Source organism: Bacillus sp. LR_5, from assembly GCF_042709275.1.
Genome location: NZ_JAVAXX010000055.1, coordinates 11993 through 29525, shown reverse-complemented (window position 1 = coordinate 29525; position 17533 = coordinate 11993). Strand labels below are relative to the sequence as shown.

Below are 17533 nucleotides of genomic sequence, written 5' to 3'. Positions count from 1 at the left end.
AACAGGTCTATTCGGTCTATGGGGGTAAGGATCTCCCAAAAGGGCATAGTCATTCTACTATGCCCTTTTTAAGTAAATTACAATTTTTAACTAAAATCTACCTCTTGGATATACATACACAACCGTTTTTCATTTGAATCATATGTATAGGGGATGGTATTTTGTTTATAGAGCAGATGTTTCCATTTATTAATGAAAGTGTAAGGGTTCACCAGCTTCCTGAGGGTGGCGTGTTAGAAATCGACTACTTGCGCGATAATGTCTCCATTTCTGACTTTGAGTATTTGGATCTCAACAAAACGGCTTACGAGCTCTGCATGCGCATGGATGGCCAAAAAACAGCTGAGCAGATTTTAGCTGAGCAATGTGCAGTGTATGATGAATCACCGGAAGACCATAAAGATTGGTATTACGACATGCTCAACATGCTCCAGAACAAGCAGGTGATCCAGCTTGGAAACCGGGCCAGCCGCCATACAATCACCACGAGCGGAAGCAATGAATTTCCGATGCCCCTGCACGCCACCTTTGAACTGACGCACCGCTGTAATTTGAAATGCGCCCACTGTTATTTGGAAAGCTCACCTGAAGCGCTCGGCACCGTGTCGATTGAGCAATTCAAAAAAACGGCTGATATGCTGTTTGATAACGGTGTATTGACATGCGAAATCACGGGTGGGGAAATTTTTGTCCATCCAAATGCCAATGAGATTCTTGACTATGTGTGTAAAAAGTTCAAAAAAGTCGCTGTCTTAACAAACGGAACACTCATGCGAAAAGAGAGTTTGGAGCTTTTGAAGGCTTACAAGCAAAAAATCATCGTCGGCATTTCTCTTGATAGTGTCAATTCCGAGGTCCATGACTCCTTTAGAGGGAGAAAAGGCTCTTTTGCCCAAACTTGTAAAACGATAAAATTGTTGAGTGACCACGGTATATTTGTCAGAGTCGCCATGTCTGTCTTCGAAAAAAACATGTGGGAAATCCACGATATGGCCCAAAAGGTTCGGGATCTCGGGGCGAAGGCGTTTTCTTACAATTGGGTTGATGATTTCGGAAGAGGCAGAGATATTGTCCATCCAACGAAAGACGCCGAGCAGCACCGCAAGTTTATGGAATACGAGCAAAATGTGATTGATGAGTTTAAAGATCTGATTCCGATTATTCCCTATGAGAGAAAACGCGCGGCAAATTGCGGCGCTGGCTGGAAGTCCATTGTGATCAGCCCGTTCGGCGAAGTACGTCCTTGCGCCCTCTTTCCAAAGGAATTTTCATTGGGAAATATTTTTCATGATTCCTATGTAAGCATCTTTAACTCCCCTCTCGTCCATAAACTGTGGCAAGCGCAAGCGCCGCGGTTCAGCGAACATTGCATGAAAGACAAATGCCCGTTCAGCGGCTATTGCGGAGGCTGTTACTTAAAAGGGCTGAACTCTAACAAATATCACCGGAAAAACATTTGCTCTTGGGCGAAAAATGAACAATTAGAAGACGTGGTCCAGCTTATTTAGGAGGGAAACGATTTGTCACCAGCACAAAGAAGAATTTTACTGTATATCCTTTCATTTATCTTTGTCATCGGCGCAGTCGTCTATTTTGTCAAAAGCGACTATCTGTTTACGCTGATTTTCATTGCCATTGCCATTCTGTTCGGAATGCGCGCGCGGAAGGCTGACTCGCGATGAGCATTTTGGATATACACGATGTATCCGTTTGGTATGAACGGGACAACGTCATCTTAGAACAAGTGGATTTACATTTAGAAAAAGGCGCCGTTTACGGGTTGCTTGGGGTAAACGGCGCCGGAAAAACGACACTGATTAATACGCTGACAGGCGTGAACCGCAATTTCAGCGGGCGCTTTACACTGTGCGGAATTGAAGCGGAGGCCGGCATGCCGCAGAAAACATCAGATCAGCTGAAGACTCACCGTTACTTCGCCGCCGATTATCCGCTGCTATTTACAGAAATTACGGCGAAGGACTATATGTCTTTCGTCCATTCGCTTTATCAAAAGGATTTTTCAGAGCAGCAGTTTGCCAGTTTGGCCGAGGCCTTTCATTTTTCAAAATACATCAACAGGAGAATTTCGGAGCTGTCCTTGGGGAACAGGCAAAAAGTTGTATTGATGACAGGCTTATTGCTGCGCGCTCCCCTGTTTATTTTGGATGAGCCGCTCGTCGGTTTGGATGTGGAATCGATAGAGGTTTTTTATCAGAAAATGCGCGAGTACTGTGAAGCAGGCGGGACCATTTTGTTTTCTTCTCATCTGCTCGATGTCGTGCAAAGATTTTGTGATTACGCGGCTATTCTTCACAACAAACAGATCCAAAAGGTCATTCCGATTGGAGAGGAGACCGATCTGCGGCGGGAATTTTTCGAGGTGATCGGCCATGAATAACATAATCCCCATCATGTCTTTGCTGTTCAAACAGCTTTACAGCCGGCAAGGGAAAAAGGACGCCATCCGCATTGCCGCAGGCCTTGTCATTCTGGCCGTGTTTGAAATCGGGCTGATTCGCCAGGCCGGCATTGATGAATCGGTGTTGCGCAAAACGTATATCATACTCGCGCTTCTCTTAATGAACGCATATATGGTGTTTCTTTCTGTGACATCTCAATGGAAGGAATCTTATATGAAACTGAGCTGCCTGCTGCCGATTTCTTCACGGAGCTTTTGGCTCGCCCAGAGTGTCGTTTTGTTTGTCGATACCTGTTTGAGAAGAACTTTATTCTTTTTTATTTTACCGCTGTTCTTATTTGGAAACGGAACGCTGTCAGGGGCGCAAACATTGTTTTGGCTCGGCAGGTTTTCGTTTTTTACCGTTTACTCCATTATTTTCGGAGTTGTGCTAAGCAACCACTTCGTCAAAAAGAAGAACTTGATGTTTCTGCTGCATGCGGCGATATTCGCCTGTGTATGTATCAGCGCCGCTTTGATGCCGGCCGCCACGCTTCCGCTTTGCGCGGTGCATATGCTGTGGGCGGTGATCATTGACTTTCCTGTCTTTCTGCAGGCGCCTCCGCAGCAGAGCAAGATGCATTCATTTATGCGGCGATCTGAATTTTCGTTTTACAAAAGAGAATGGAACCGATTTATCTCTTCTAAAGCGATGCTGTTAAATTACGCGGTCATGGCGGCGTTCAGCGGCTTCTTTTCGTTCCAGATGATGAACACCGGCATCTTCAATCAGCAAGTGATTTATATCGTGATTTCCGCGCTTTTGCTCATCAGCTCGCCGATCGCCCTTTTGTATTCGATTGAAAAAAATGACCGGATGCTGCTCATCACGCTTCCGATCAAGCGGAAAACGATGTTTTGGGCGAAATATCGCTTTTATTCAGGCCTATTGGCAGGCGGATTTCTCCTTGTCGTGATGATTGTGGGTTTCATCAGCGGCCGCCCGATTTCAGTTCTCACTTTTTTGCAGTGCATTGAGTTGCTGCTGGCGGGAGCTTTTATCAGGTTAACTGCGGATGAAAAAAGGCCCTCCTTCAGCTGGCAGACGGAGCAGCAGCTATGGAGCGGTTTCTCAAAATATCGGTCTTATCTGTTTTGTCTCCCCCTATTCTTAGCCACATTAGCCGGCACCGCTGTCTCCCTGGCGGTCGTTCCGTTAGCCGGTCTGGTCATAGTCTATTACCTGCAAAAACAGGATGGTGGTTTCTTTGATACAAGCAAAAGAGAACGGCTTGGAAGTTAACCTGCTGAAGACTCATCAATTTTCAACTATTTCAATCGCCGCGAGCTTTCTGAAACCAATCGAAAGCGCGGCGGAACCTGAGGAAGAAACGATTTATTTTTACGGCGCCGCCGCATACCTGAAGGAGCAAATCATTGACGCTTTCGGTTGTGCTGCCGGCAGCCGTTTCATGTACTCAGCGAATCTCTTTTTTGATCAGCAGCTGAAAACCTGCGGGACCCGTTTGATTCACCCATTATATAACGGGAATCTTCATGTTGACGCCCTGCTGAAAACTTTTGCAGACTTGTCTTTCCCTTCTTCTCTTTCATTCGAAGCAGTTGAAAAGGCCAGGAATGAGCTGCTGCTGAGAATCGAAAAGAAATTCACTGATCCTTTCTCCTACTCGGCGGCGCGCTTGGCTGAGGAGGTCTTCGGAAACCCGATGTACGGCACAGGCATGTTTGGCCGGAGAGACAGGATAAAGGCGATTCATCCTAAACGGTTTCTCGACGCAACGGACTTTATCGTTGATTTAGTGTCCCAGCAAAAACAGCTGAACATATTGGGACAAGTACATGCATGTGATGTTCGGGGACATGCCCCGCAAACGTCCGCTATAACGTCCGGAAGAATACCCGTAAACCGGCATGTGTTTGAAACAGAGACACGCAGCGCTGCAGGTCCTTCCGTCTTGACACTCGGATTTGACTGCGGAGAGATGAAAGATGCCAGCGATTATATCAAAATACAGCTAATAGACGGATTACTGGGAAAGTACGGCCATTCCGCTTTATTCAAGCACTTCAGAGAGAAGGATCTGGCAGTCTATCACGTTATCACCCGTTACGATGTCATGAACAATTTGCTGCTTGTTTCAATATGTACAGATCAGCTTCATGAGAAAGACATTCCCCCGCGCGTTTTGGAAGCTGTCGCAGCTTTTCATACAGATGAGCGGGAACTAGAACAGGCAAAGCAGTTTTTACGCAATGAATTGCTGCTGCAATTCGATTCTCCCGAAGGTCTATTGGCCTATATGGGGGTCCTGCGCCGCTTCTCCTGCACGAAAGAAGCCTTGCTGGATGGCATCTCAGCGGTTACATGCCGCGATGTATTGCAATTCATAGCGACCATCAATTATATCGGAGCTCATGTAGTAAGGGGATGAAGAGATGGAAAAGAAAGCCTTTTTTCAACAGCTGGATGAACGAACCGATATCAGATACACAGACAGCGGACTAAAAATATTCAGATTGAAATTCCCCCACGCCCACCTGCGGCTGTGCAATGTAAAAATCGATTTTGGAAGCCGGGATGTATGTATACGGGCAGAATCCGGTGATACACTGCTTCCGTATGGCACAGCGCATTTTTTAGAGCATCTTCTCTTCTGGCATAACGGCCGCAATCTGTACAGTGATTTTTTTGCGCATGGCGCGCTTTTAAACGCATTCACTACCTACACCGATACCAATTTCATGTTTACCTCATTACCGGATCGGCTCAGACAAACGATCCCCATCCTGCTTGATGCTTTATGGAACCACTCATTTGACAAGAAGATTGTCGCTCAGGAAAAAGCTGTGATTACAAGCGAAATTCAAACAGCACACCTTAACCATCAGCTCTCATATCATTATCAGCTGATCAGCATGCTTTCTCCCTCCTCACCAGCTGCCGTTTTCCCCGCAGGCAGAAACGAAGATATTGAGGCGCTGGACATCAGTGATTTACAAAAAGCCTATAAGGCTGCCTACCAAGCCCATCGGATGACGCTGTTTTTGATTGGGGGCTCAGAAAATACAGAAACGCTTTTGCCTCCTCACCTCCAGCTGGAAAAACGTCCGGATTATCATGCTGAAAGAAAAATCATCCCGGCATGCCCTCCAGCCCTCTCACAAAAAATGGTGCTGGGTGATGAGGAGCGGATGGAAGATACATGGACCGGATTACAGATCGGCGCACTTCCCGGGCAAAACGATCTGTTGGCGATAAAGCTTTATTGGGATATCGCGGCTCGTATTCTATTTCAATTAGATTCACCGTTTTTTCAAGAGATTCAGCAAACGTACCGCCTGGAAATCGATCGTTTGTCAGCCGAGACTTATATCTATGAGGATGGCGGTTTCTTGATCCTTCACAGTCAAGGGACCCATTCTTCAGCTTATATCGATGTGGCTTCATACTATGTCACACAGAAGAAAGAACAGGTTGCCGCCTGGCTTCAATACGGCAAGGACTCTTTGACAGACGCGATCATTTATGACAGCGATTATGTGCGTAAATGCTTCGAGTGGGCAGCCGAGTGTGACAGGTGCGATTGCTCGTTTCTTGACATGTACCACATCATTCAAGATATGGATGCGCAGGTTTTCTTGTCTCTCATTGATGCAATGGCATCTTCTAACAAAGCGATCATTCACATTTCTCAGAAAGAGGCGATCAGACAATGAAAAAAAACACTGTCTTTACCCTTTTATTGCTGCTTATAGGTATGGCGGCTTATTCCTTCGGCTGGGTTCAGGCCGTTGCCGAAGCCGCCGCCCAATATGTACAGATGATCAACAATGATGCTGTGCGGCTCGGGCTGCTGGCTTGTACCGCTGCCCTCCTGATGCTGCCTGCTTTTCTCTATCTTCATTATGTCACCCAATCCGTGAAAAACATGACAGCAGCTTTTCAGAAACTCACACAGTCTCATCAAAGCTGCTGTGACTTTCAGCAACACAACTTGTGCAGCCGATATGCAGAAGACGTCAAATCGCTGCGTGACAGCTATAAAAACGTCCGCCAAACATACGTGATGGCTGCCGTGTTGTGCCAAGTCATCATATTCGGCTGCATGTTCGAAATCGTTAAAGCCGTCCCTTTCCGCCTTCACACGCCCCCTGCCCTTTCAATGGGACTTGCGATGCTACTGATCCTGTATTTATTGTTTTGCATGCGAACGTATTTGCGGCAGCTTTTCCGGCACGGCAGCCTGTTCAGAAAAGTGTTTGCGGGAGCGCTGGCAGCAGCCGGGATTTGGTGGATGCTCAGTTTCTCTATAAGTGAACTGCTGTTTCTGATTATCCTGGCTGCCATCCAACAAATCGGATCATTTATTTATAAACGATTCTCTTATCGCAGCACCGCTTCTCTTGATCTATAAAATAGCTACATCGCAATCGCAGACGGACCCGCGCCAACCGGAATCACCGTCACGGCTGTATAATCACTTGTGCGGTACACGGTCACAGCATTGTCGTTGGGCTGTGCCGCATAAATATACTGTTTGTCCGGCGTTACGGCGAGGTCAAAGGCGCCGGGGAGAGACACGTTTGCAATGATCCTCTGTCTGGCCGTATTAACTACGTATAAGTTATTAATGAGAAACGGTTCACTATATGGCTCTAGAAAATAAGCTCTAGTGCTATCGAGAGAAAATACAATCGTCCTCAGCGTTTCAAATAAACGGCTGAAGTCCCCTCCCCTGCTTAATGGTGACAAACTAATCTCCGTTACACCTTTCGGCCACAGCTCACCATTCAACACGTACGCAAAATTTCCAGCGTAAGGAGTTGCAATTAAACTGGGAAATTCAAATGTATCTATGATACTTTCTACCAACTGCCCAGTATTTACATCATATTTATCAACCGACCAACTGCTTCCATTAGCGGTATAGACATACTGTCCATTCGGATCAAGAGCAAAGTCTAAAGCGCCGGGTATCGGAATGACATCAATGACCGATTGAGAGGCCGTGTTAATCACATATATAGATCCGGCGGCCATCACGTATGCGAACTCATCTGTTGGATCAAATTCGATCTTTCTCGGCCCTCCTCCAACAGTAATGGTATTTATGATGGTTAATGTTTTATTATCAATCACTGAGACAAGGTTGGTATTTCCATGGAGGATATACGTGAATGCTTTATCGAAAGTAACGCCTAGATTAGTTGGGACAGCAGAAAACGGGATTGTTTTTACAACAGTGTTTAAATCTGCATCAATAACCGAAACCGTGCTGTCTCCAGTATTGGCAGTAAACACATACGATTGAGGGTCTGGTGATGGCGGCAAAACAAGTGTCCCGGCCACCGTAAGCGGACTGCCGTAGAAAGGCGGTACAATGAGCAGATCTTCCACTGTTATTTGACTGAAATCAGGACAGCGGCCAGACTGTGCTGCATAATAAACAACTTGATCAATCTCTTCAGTATGAATCACAGAAACCGCCCCATTGCCTTGTCCATATTGATTTCGCACAGGCGACACACTGACAAGAAGCGTAATGGTCCCTTGTACTCTCACGGCATATCGAACACCGATATCTTCTGGTTCCGGCCCAGTCTGGATTAAGCAAGGCTCACTGATACAGGACAAATTGTCTGTACTCCATGTAACAGCCGCTGACGCTTCGGCCGAATTAACCTTGAAGCCCTCAGGGATATCTATCGGCACTTGAAACGGCGCTTCCCGGCTAATTTCCTCATCACAAAAACAGAAACAATTTTCCTGTAAAGCAGAAAGATCATTCTTTTTCATGATTTCACGTCCTTTTAGAAATGCACAACATATAGTTGATTAAATCGCAATAGCTCCCGGTGAAACCCCAAGAGATATGACAGTCTCCACGGAGTAATCATCCGTGTTGTAAACAGTGATGCTCTGTTCTAGAACATGAGTTGCATACAGAAACTCGCCATTCGGGGTAAACGCAAAGTCTCTTGCCGACTGCGGAACATTTCCTATAACGCCTGCTCCATTTGGACTGACAGAATATAAATTGCCAGTGAAGCCGTCATATAAATACACCTCTACTCCACTCGTAAACATTCGATATTCCCCTTCATACTCCAGCTCTTGGGTGCTGCTGATGGTAAACGTATTTAAATCAATAACCGTCAAATAATTAAAAAAGAATTCTTGTTCTAATACATAGGCATACCGCTCCGGCCAATTTGTTTCTATGGTTGATACGATAAGCTCTCGTTCAATTGTTCCTGTGACTTCACCAGTAGTTAGGTCCACTTTTTGCACTATTCCAAAATTCAGAACATAGGCGAATAACCCATTGGGATCGATTGCAACATCATATCCTTCCACAGGAATCGACCTATCCACAGTTAACGTATCAATTCCAATCACATAAACCGCAGTACCGGTGAAAACATAAGCAAACTCATGATTAGGGATAAATCTAATCAATCGAGGCGGCTGATCCAGCAATATAGTTGCTGTCACTGTTAATGTGTCATAATCGATGACAGAAATCACATTATTGTTGGGATGTAAGACAAACACTGCGCTTTTATCTGGCGTAATTTCAATACCTGCCGGATTGTACGGAAGAGCAATCGTTGTCACAACAGTATGGGTGTTTGTATCAATCACAGAAACTGATTGATCATTTGGATTCGCTGTAAACGCGTAGACGGGTTCCGGCTCCGGTACAAGCACAATCGTCCCCGTCACCGATAAAGGACTGCCGTAAAACGGCGGAACAACAACAAGGTTCTCAATCGTGATGTCACTGATATCCGGGCAATCATCCGGTTCATCGGAATAATAGACGACTTGATCGATTTCTGCATTGTGAATGACGGAAACAGCCCCGTCCCCTTGTCCATATTGATTTCGCACAGGTGAGACACTGACGAGTAGCGTAACGGTTCCCTGCAGGCGCACTGCAAATTGAACACCGACCTCATCAGGCTCTGGCCCCGTTTGAATTAAGCAACGGTCACTGACACAAGAAAGGCTGTCTGCATTCCACGTCACGTTTGCAACAGCTTCAGCCGGATCAACGACAAACCCTTCAGGTAATTCAATCGGTGCTTGAAACATGGCTTCTCGGCTTGCTTCTCCCTCACAAAAACATAAGCACTCTTCTTGTTCTGCTCCTGCTTTTTCTTTAAAGGAAAGCTTGTTTTTTCTCATTCCTTCACTTCCTTTTCAGACATACACTGCTCACGCAGATATAACAGAATATGGAAGATTAACGTGTTTGCTTGTACAAATTGCTGAGGGTAAACGCTTCTTTTTGAAAATATATCTCCAAACATGCGGTGTAACGAAAGAAAAAATTGCGGTTTTTTTGCGCTTCTCACAAGAATGTTGATGATAAAATATGACATATATAGAATTATGAAGGGAGGGATTTGCAAACGTGACAGGTGTCATATCTTCTTCTTCCATCGGAGAAAAGATTAACGAATGGTATATGTACATACGCCGATTTAGCATACCCGATGCAGAATATTTGCGACGAGAAATCAAGCAAGAGCTGGATCAAATGGAAGAAGATCAAGACCTTCATTTGTACTATTCACTGATGGAGTTTCGGCACAACCTAATGCTTGAGTACCTTGAACCGTTAGAAAAAATGAGAATTGAGGAACAGCCGAGACTGTCTGATCTGCTGCTTGAGATTGATAAAAAACAGGCTCGTTTAACTGGTCTGCTTGAGTACTATTTTAATTTCTTCAGAGGCATGTATGAGCTGGATCAGCGGGAATATCTGTCGGCTATTAAATTTTTCAAAAAGGCCGAAAGCAAGCTGATATTCGTTAAGGATCGGATAGAGAAAGCTGAGTTTTTCTTTAAGATGTCTGAATCTTATTACTATATGAAACAAACGTATTTTTCAATGGACTATGCACGGCAAGCATATGAAATATACAAAGAAAATGAAGCTTATAATATAAGATTGCTGCAGTGTCATTCTTTATTTGCCACCAATTTTTTAGATTTAAAACAGTATGAGGATGCCGTCTCACATTTTCAAAAAGCTTATTCTATGGCAGAAGCTGAAAAGCAGCCCCAATTAATGGGAAGAACTTTGTACAATATCGGGCTTTGTAAAAACAGCCAAAGCCAATATGAGGATGCCATAACTTATTTCAAAAGAGCAATAGCTGTTTTTGAAGAATCAAATATTCTTCCTTCCTTACCTCAAGCGTATTTTTTAATTACACAGATCCATTATAAATTAGGAAAAATGGATAAAGCCCGTGAATATCATAGTAAGGGAATGGCTTATTCTCAAAAGGCCGGAGATTTAATATATTTATCGGAGTTTGAATTTTTGAAATCTTTATACTTATCAGGCCCTGATGAAGAAGCAATTCAAGGATTTTTTGATTTTCTCGAAAGTAAAATGTTGTATGCTGATCTTGAAGATTTCGCTCTTGATGTGGCAAAATATTATCATGGACGTAAAAATTTTCAAAAAGCTTCTGCTTATTTTCTGAAGGTGGAACAAGTGAGGCAACTTATTCAAGGAGGAGTGAGATTGTATGAAATTGAAGTCTAAACTATTACTCTCTTGTCTGGCTCTAAGCACTGTGTTCGTGGCAACAACTATTGCAAATGCACCTACACACCAAATTGAAGTTGCACAACGAGGAATGATTTAACCGCCGTCCATCGGCGGTTTTTTTGTCCCCTCTTTACCCAGTCTCCCAATCCATGCTATGATTTTTTCAATAATCTTAAAAATAGTGGAAATGCAGCATGTCTCTAAAAAGTGTGAGAACCCACTTTACACAATGGAATCGAGAAAATGATGTGACGGAGTTCGAAACGTCGAGCGCGACACTGTTGAACAGGCAGCTGAGACGATCGGCGTGAGCCCGGCTAGAATCGCCAAGACCCTGTCCTTCAGAGGGGAAGGAGATCAGGCGATTCTGATTGTGGCAGCCGGCGATGCCAAGATCGACAACAAAAAGTTCAGGCAAACATTTGGCTTTAAAGCAAGAATGCTCTCTCCTAATGAGGTACTGGAGCAGACAGGCCATGAAATTGGAGGTGTTTGCCCATTTGGGTTGGCTCATGATCTTGAGGTTTATCTAGATGTATCGCTGAAACGGTTTGAGACTGTTTTCTTCGCATGCGGCAGCAGAAACTCCGCTATTGAGGAGAATTATCCGAATTTTCTTTCTCAAAAGCATGGATTGATGTTTGTAAAGACTGGGAATAAAAAAACATCCAGACATCGTCTGGATGTTTACTTATTTCACAAACCCAAGCAGCATTTCACGGATGATTTTGCTGGCTGTGTTTGCCGTTTGCTCTGAGTGGTCATACACCGGTGCGACTTCCACTAAATCAGCGCCCTTTACGTTTACCTCTGAACGCGCAATTTCATGGACGGATGCAAGCAGTTCTTTAGACGTGATGCCGCCGGCGTCAACCGTTCCTGTACCCGGTGCGTGTGCAGGGTCTAATACGTCAATGTCAATTGTGACATAAACCGGACGGCCCGCCAGCTTCGGAAGCACCTCTTTCAGCGGTTCAAGCACCTCAAATTTTGAGATGTGCATGCCGTTTTCCTTTGCCCATTCAAACTCTTCTTTCATGCCGGAACGGATTCCGAATGAATACACATTGTGCGGTCCGATCAATTCTGCCGCCTTACGGATCGGCGTGGAGTGAGAAAGCGGTTCTCCCTCATAATCAACACGAAGATCTGTATGTGCGTCAAAATGGATGATCGCAAGGTCTGGGTATTTCTTGTACATCGCTTTAATGACAGGCCATGACACGAGGTGCTCCCCGCCCATACCCATTGGGAACTTCCCTTTTTCTAAAATGCTGTCCACGTACTCCTCAATCATATCCAGGCTTCGCTGCGGATTTCCGAACGGCAGCGGAATGTCGCCGGCGTCAAAGAAGTTCAAGTCAGCCAGATCGCGGTCTAAATATGGGCTGTATTCCTCAAGGCCGATTGATACCTCACGGATTCTGCTTGGGCCAAAGCGTGAGCCCGGGCGATAGCTGACTGTCCAGTCCATTGGCATGCCGTAAAGAATGGCGTCCGCCTCTTCCCACTCGGGACGGCTCGCGATAAATACTTTTCCTGAATAAGCTTCATCAAATCTCATCTATAATACCCTCACTTTCCTGTAAAAAAGCGCAAGATTCGCTCCTGCGCCATACCTTCATTATTTAATCAGGTCACTCACAAATTTCGGCAGAACAAATGCCGCTTTATGAATATCTTTTGTGTAATATTTCGTCTCAATATCGAAGAAACGGCTGTCTTCCACTGCAAGCGGATCATATTTTTTCGAGCCAATTGTAAATGTCCACAAACCGCTTGGATATGTCGGAATGTTCGCCGTATACAGCTTCGTAATCGGGAAGATTTCCTTCACGTCGCGCTGTACATTTGTGATTAATTCCGGTGTAAACCATGGGTTGTCCGTCTGCGCAACGAAAATACCGTCTTCTTTCAGCGCTTTTGCGATTCCTGCGTAGAATCCTTTTGTAAACAGGTTTACAGCCGGTCCGACTGGTTCAGTTGAATCTACCATGATGACATCGTATTGATTTTCAGATTTTGCAATGTGCATAAATCCGTCATCTACCTGCACGTCAACGCGCGGATCATCCAGTTTGCCTGCGATAGAAGGAAGGAACTTTTTAGAGTATTCGATAACCTTGCCGTCAATGTCTACAAGTGTCGCTTTTTTCACGCTTGGGTGCTTCAGGATTTCTCTGATAACGCCGCCGTCACCGCCGCCGACTACAAGAACGTGCTCCGGATTTGGGTGCGTAAATAATGGCACATGCGCCACCATTTCGTGATAAACGAATTCGTCTTTTTCAGATGTCATCACCATGCCGTCCAAAAACAGCATGTTGCCGAACTCTTCTGTTTCCACCATTTCTAAATGCTGAAACTCCGTTTGTTCTGTATGTAACGTCTTGTTAACCTTCATCGTAATGCCAAAGTTTTTCGTCTGCTTCTCTGTGTACCAAAGTTCGCTCAATTGTCATCTCCCTTTCGAGGCTGTATTCATTTATTGTAAGCGTCTTATCAGCTTTTATTCTCGGTTGAAATCTCATTTTCACCTAAGGAAAAAGTATAGAGGATGGCGGGGAAAAAGTAAAGATGCGTCCTGTTCTGCGATGTTTAAAAACGATCTTTTTTTCTCATAATAGTAGAAACATAAAAAAAGGGGGAACCCGTTGTGGATGCAATGACAAATAAACGGCTGAGACTGACGCTGAAAACCGTTCGCGCCTTTATCTTTTTAGGGGCTTTTGCGGCCTTGGCGGCAGCTGCCGTGTTTATGACTGTCATTTTGATAGCCAAATACCAGGGCGCTCCCTCGGTGCAAGTGCCGCAGTCCACGATTTTGTACGCGAGTGACGGCTCAAAGCTCGGGGAAACGAACTACGGCGAAAAGCGCTATTGGGTCCCCTTAAAGGACATGAATCCAACGATCGTAAAAGCGACAGTGGCGATTGAAGACCAGAATTTCTACGATCATCACGGCTTTGATTATAAACGCATGGCCGGCGCGGCGCTTGCTGACCTGAAAGCATTTGCCAAAGTTCAGGGTGCAAGCACCATCACCCAGCAATATGCCAGAAACTTATACCTTGAACACGACAAAACGTGGAAACGGAAATGGAATGAGGCGTTCTACACGATCCGTCTGGAACAAAACTATTCTAAGGACGAGATATTAGAAGGCTATTTAAATACAATTTACTACGGCCACGGCGCCTACGGCATTGAAGCAGCTTCCCGCCTGTATTTCGGCAAGCATGCCAAAAACCTGACGGATGCGGAGGCGGCGCTTTTGGCAGGAATCCCGAAAGGCCCTTCCGGCTATTCACCGTATGTCAATGAGACGAAGGCCAAGGAACGCCAGAAAACGATCGTGCGGATGATGGAAAAGCAGCAGATGATCAGCCAAAAGAAAGCGGATGAATTGATCAAGGAACCTCTTTCCTATCAGCCTTTGAATAAACAAGTTTCCAAGAGAAAGGCTCCTTATTTCTATGACAATGCGATGAGAGAGCTGGAAAAAAAGCTCGGCATGACACGGGAGCAAATTGAAACGAGCGGGTTAAACGTCTATACAACGGTAGATAAACGGATGCAGCGCATCGCCGAGGAGACCATAACCGAAACGGTTAACGCGGGCTCTGACATTCAAGTCGGGTTTTCAGCCATTGATCCCCGCACCGGAAACGTTCTCGCCCTTGTCGGCGGCAGGGATTATCAAAAAAGCCCGTTTGACCGGACGACACAGGCGAAGCGCCAGCCTGCTTCGACGATCAAGCCGTTGCTGTACTATAAAGCGATTCAGAGCGGATTTACGCCAGTCACTTTGATGAAAAGCGAAGAAACCGAGTTTCAAATTGATGCAAAGGGAGAAACCTATTCTCCAAGCAACTATAACGGATACTATGCCAACAAGCCGATTACGCTTCTGCAGGCGCTGGCGCTTTCAGACAATATTTACGCTGTGAAAACGCATCTTTTTCTCGGCACGAACAAACTTGTAAAGACGGCAAAGGAATTCGGCATTACCGCCCATCTTCAAGCACTGCCGTCTCTGGCACTCGGCACCGAACCCGTGCGTCCGATTGAGATGGTCAACGCCTATGCCATGCTCGCAAATGGCGGAAAGAAAATCGAACCGACTTTTATTTCAAGGGTAACGGACGCAGCCGGCCACGTGCTGTACGAAAACCCGAATCAGCATAAACAAGTGCTTGATGAAAAAGCCGCTTTTGTCACAGCGAGTATGATGACAGGCATGTTTGATACCGATTTAAATGGATATACGTCGGTAACGGGGCGAACGATAGCCAACCGCCTGACAAGAACGTATGCCGGAAAATCAGGAACCACCAGCGCAGACAGCTGGATGATCGGCTTCAATCCGAAGCTGGCCGCAGGTGTTTGGACCGGCTATGACAAAAACAGCACCATCGACTCGGTCGAAGAAAAAAGCTATGCTAAAACCATTTGGGCGGACTTCATGGAGGACGCGCTCAAAGGCGAACCAGAAACCGCGTTCAAGCCGCCAAAAGGCGTAACCGGTGTGTACATTGATCCGGAAACAGGCTACTCATCAGGTCCCGGCTGTGCCGCTAAGCATTACACATATTTTGTGAAAGGCACAGAACCAGCAAACATGTGCTACGGGGCAGAACCCGCAAAACAAACAAAAGACCGGCTTCCATCCAAAGAAAAGCCCGCTTCCGAGAAAAAGTGGTGGGACAAATGGCTGGGGCGACATCATTGAAAATAACCCGGCTCCTCGGAGGCCGGGTTATTCGTATGGTTGGTCAATGACCCATGGAAGAAGCGTAACACAATCGAGCTGAATAATTGGTTTTGGAAAACCCTTAGGAATGTAAATTTGGTGTTGCGGCACTGAAAATGAAATATGCCACGAGAAATCAATCTTTTTCGGATTCCATTCTTGTTTTCCTTCAACAATACGGCCTACTATAAAATAACTCGCTATATAAAAGTGCAGATGATCTTTTACCCCATGATAATTTATATCTGTGCATTTGGACGGAATGAGGCCGAAACTTTCTAATACTTGTGCTTTTTGGACTGGCAGTTCATTCACTGCCTCGTAATAGTTAAGACAGTTACCGCATTCACACATATCCTCTATATCTTTCTCATATTGCTTTCTCGTTTCTTCCACGTCGGCTTTTATCAACCAATCGCCGACTCGAATGGTTTCGTACATCATATCCCCCTAAAAATGAAAAACCCCGAGTCTTGTTTCGGCTCGGGATTTTCCATGTCCTATTTCTGTATCACCAGTTTACTCAATGTTTACGAAAAATATCTCAAATACTTTAAAATTTCACAGAAAATTCACAAATCAATTATCTTCCGGAAGCAGGCTCGTTTTTAACTCATCTGAGGAACGGTCCCATAGGCCCTGATCATGCTTTTTCAGAAATTCGCCTAGTACACGCTTCGAGCTGTCGTCCATTTTATCAACGATGATTTTCCGTTTCATGGATTTATCCATCAAATTCACATGCTCAGGCAGCGACTTGTAGCCTCTTCTGATGCTTCTGTCGACCGTCATTTCACAGGCTGTCACACCAGCGTAATAAGGCCCCTCTTCTTTTCTGTCAATCGTTACCCACACAAGCCAGTATGGTTTTCCGTTCGGCACTTCTTCTTTATTCGGGAGAAATTTAATTCCTTTTTCAACGGTGCTGCGGGCATGCATGGCGCCGATGTCTACGAACGCTTCTTTTTCTTCTACATCAACGAATACGGGAGAAATGTTATCAAGGCTGAGTGCCCCTACGCCAAAACCGCCGTGTCCGTCTGTCGGATCACTTTTGATAATATTAAACCCGATTGATTTTTTCTTTTTTTCTTCCATGAAGTTCTACCTCCTACAAAAGCGGTTGAAATATCGCTGAAAACAGCTTTAAAATCGAATCTCTTCCTGCATTGAGCATCGGCCACAGCACGTAAGATCCTAGCGGTGTCACAAACAGCACCAAAAACACGATAAAGCCGTAGCTCTCCGCCTGCGTCATTTTGGCACGCACGCCCGGCGGAACGAGATCTTCTATAATTCGATAGCCATCGAGCGGAGGAAGCGGCAGCAGATTAAATAAAAACAAGACAAGATTCAGCTGTATCCAAATAGAAAAAAACTGATCCAGCCCCGTGCTGAACGCCGCAAGCATTTCCATTCCGTACGCATGCATCAACACTAACAAAAAGAAACCAATAAACGCAAGAATCAGGTTACTGACGGGCCCGGCTATAGATACGAGCACACCAGCAAGCCGGGGTTTCTTAAAGAAACGGCGATTCACGGGAATGGGGCGCGCCCACCCGAATCCGGCCACCAGAATCAAAATGGTTCCGAACGGATCAAGGTGTTTAATGGGATTCAGCGTCAGTCTTCCTTGTTTTTTCGCCGTATCGTCACCGAATTTGTATGCGACATAAGCGTGGGCAAGCTCGTGCATCGTAAACGACACAATTAGCGTGATGACGAGGTATGGCATTAAAGATAACGGATAATATAAAAAACGGTCCAAGTGAGATATCCCTCTTT

The 17533-nt window shown here is 45.4% G+C and carries 19 protein-coding genes and 1 pseudogene; 12 read left to right on the top strand and 8 right to left on the bottom strand.

Translation table 11 applies throughout. The features are described from left to right. The 8 genes from sboX to albG form a co-directional block, all read left to right on the top strand. The coding region (gene sboX / locus RAC86_RS13880) for a bacteriocin-like protein SboX (protein WP_377885782.1) at nt 1–137 on the top strand (137 nt) is incomplete at its 5' end. Between the two features lie 24 nt (nt 138–161). Continuing rightward, nucleotides 162–1508 carry a subtilosin maturase AlbA gene (gene albA / locus RAC86_RS13875; protein ID WP_038427989.1) on the top strand — a complete coding sequence of 449 codons (1347 nt, stop codon included), beginning with the start codon at nt 162–164 and terminating at the stop codon, nt 1506–1508. Nucleotides 1509–1520: 12 nt separating this feature from the next. Continuing rightward, nucleotides 1521–1682, top strand: a complete 162-nt coding sequence (gene albB / locus RAC86_RS13870) for an antilisterial bacteriocin subtilosin biosynthesis protein AlbB (protein ID WP_003222006.1) — start codon at nt 1521–1523, stop codon at nt 1680–1682. After that, complete coding sequence (locus RAC86_RS13865; RefSeq protein ID WP_029726076.1) at nt 1679–2398, top strand: ABC transporter ATP-binding protein; 720 nt, start codon at nt 1679–1681, stop codon at nt 2396–2398. The genes albB and RAC86_RS13865 overlap by 4 nt, the downstream gene beginning before the upstream one ends. Beyond that, entirely contained in the window at nt 2391–3701 is a 1311-nt protein-coding gene (albD, locus tag RAC86_RS13860) for an antilisterial bacteriocin subtilosin biosynthesis protein AlbD (RefSeq protein WP_377885779.1), read from the top strand. Before RAC86_RS13865 ends, albD begins: the two co-directional genes overlap by 8 nt. After that, a complete protein-coding gene (gene albE / locus RAC86_RS13855) occupies nt 3691–4851 on the top strand; it encodes an antilisterial bacteriocin subtilosin biosynthesis protein AlbE (RefSeq protein ID WP_108029087.1) in 1161 nt (386 codons plus the stop codon). Before albD ends, albE begins: the two co-directional genes overlap by 11 nt. 4 nt (nt 4852–4855) lie before the next feature. Further along, nucleotides 4856–6136, top strand: coding sequence for a M16 family metallopeptidase (locus RAC86_RS13850; RefSeq protein ID WP_377885778.1), 1281 nt, complete (start codon nt 4856–4858; stop codon nt 6134–6136). Next, on the top strand, nt 6133–6834 hold the full coding sequence (gene albG, locus RAC86_RS13845) for an antilisterial bacteriocin subtilosin biosynthesis protein AlbG (protein ID WP_029726080.1): 702 nt from the start codon (nt 6133–6135) through the stop codon (nt 6832–6834). The genes RAC86_RS13850 and albG overlap by 4 nt, the downstream gene beginning before the upstream one ends. Before the next feature lie 5 nt (nt 6835–6839). Here the strand turns inward: albG and RAC86_RS13840 are convergent, their stop codons facing one another. From RAC86_RS13840 to RAC86_RS13830, 3 genes are read right to left on the bottom strand one after another with little or no spacing between them, the layout of a single operon-like run. After that, the gene (locus RAC86_RS13840; protein ID WP_377885776.1) at nt 6840–8216 is read right to left on the bottom strand and encodes a YncE family protein; all 1377 of its coding nucleotides are present in this window, start codon (nt 8214–8216) and stop codon (nt 6840–6842) included. A 39-nt stretch (nt 8217–8255) separates the two neighbouring features. After that, entirely contained in the window at nt 8256–9611 is a 1356-nt protein-coding gene (locus RAC86_RS13835) for a YncE family protein (RefSeq protein ID WP_377885774.1), read from the bottom strand. Continuing rightward, nucleotides 9608–9838, bottom strand: a complete 231-nt coding sequence (locus RAC86_RS13830; RefSeq protein ID WP_125121078.1) for a hypothetical protein — start codon at nt 9836–9838, stop codon at nt 9608–9610. Before RAC86_RS13830 ends, RAC86_RS13835 begins: the two co-directional genes overlap by 4 nt. Before the next feature lie 2 nt (nt 9839–9840). Between RAC86_RS13830 and rapF the strand changes: the two genes are divergently transcribed. The 3 genes and pseudogenes from rapF to RAC86_RS13815 all read left to right on the top strand — a co-directional run bounded on the left by rapF (nt 9841) and on the right by RAC86_RS13815 (nt 11652). Beyond that, nucleotides 9841–10986, top strand: coding sequence for a response regulator aspartate phosphatase RapF (gene rapF / locus RAC86_RS13825; RefSeq protein ID WP_377885771.1), 1146 nt, complete (start codon nt 9841–9843; stop codon nt 10984–10986). Beyond that, nucleotides 10970–11089: a phosphatase RapF inhibitor PhrF gene (gene phrF, locus RAC86_RS13820; protein ID WP_009968329.1), complete on the top strand. Its 120-nt coding sequence runs from the start codon at nt 10970–10972 to the stop codon at nt 11087–11089. Before rapF ends, phrF begins: the two co-directional genes overlap by 17 nt. A 97-nt stretch (nt 11090–11186) precedes the next feature. Continuing rightward, a pseudogene (locus RAC86_RS13815) lies at nt 11187–11652 on the top strand (YbaK/EbsC family protein). Between the two features lie 31 nt (nt 11653–11683). Here the strand turns inward: RAC86_RS13815 and speB are convergent. Both speB and speE read right to left on the bottom strand, forming a co-directional pair. Then, on the bottom strand, nt 11684–12556 hold the full coding sequence (gene speB, locus RAC86_RS13810) for an agmatinase (protein ID WP_003227545.1): 873 nt from the start codon (nt 12554–12556) through the stop codon (nt 11684–11686). 60 nt (nt 12557–12616) lie between these two features. Further along, a complete protein-coding gene (gene speE / locus RAC86_RS13805) occupies nt 12617–13447 on the bottom strand; it encodes a spermidine synthase (RefSeq protein ID WP_003227543.1) in 831 nt (276 codons plus the stop codon). A 201-nt stretch (nt 13448–13648) separates the two neighbouring features. Between speE and RAC86_RS13800 the strand changes: the two genes are divergently transcribed. Further along, nucleotides 13649–15724, top strand: a complete 2076-nt coding sequence (locus RAC86_RS13800) for a transglycosylase domain-containing protein (protein WP_033883392.1) — start codon at nt 13649–13651, stop codon at nt 15722–15724. Nucleotides 15725–15751: 27 nt separating this feature from the next. Here RAC86_RS13800 and RAC86_RS13795 read toward each other — a convergent pair whose 3' ends face one another. The 3 genes from RAC86_RS13795 to RAC86_RS13785 form a co-directional block, all read right to left on the bottom strand. Beyond that, nucleotides 15752–16186, bottom strand: coding sequence for a hypothetical protein (locus tag RAC86_RS13795; protein WP_014478299.1), 435 nt, complete (start codon nt 16184–16186; stop codon nt 15752–15754). 138 nt (nt 16187–16324) lie between these two features. Next, a complete protein-coding gene (locus tag RAC86_RS13790) occupies nt 16325–16843 on the bottom strand; it encodes a YwhD family protein (protein ID WP_015250981.1) in 519 nt (172 codons plus the stop codon). A 13-nt stretch (nt 16844–16856) separates the two neighbouring features. Then, the gene (locus tag RAC86_RS13785) at nt 16857–17516 is read right to left on the bottom strand and encodes a site-2 protease family protein (protein ID WP_003243167.1); all 660 of its coding nucleotides are present in this window, start codon (nt 17514–17516) and stop codon (nt 16857–16859) included. Nucleotides 17517–17533: the final 17 nt, after the last annotated feature.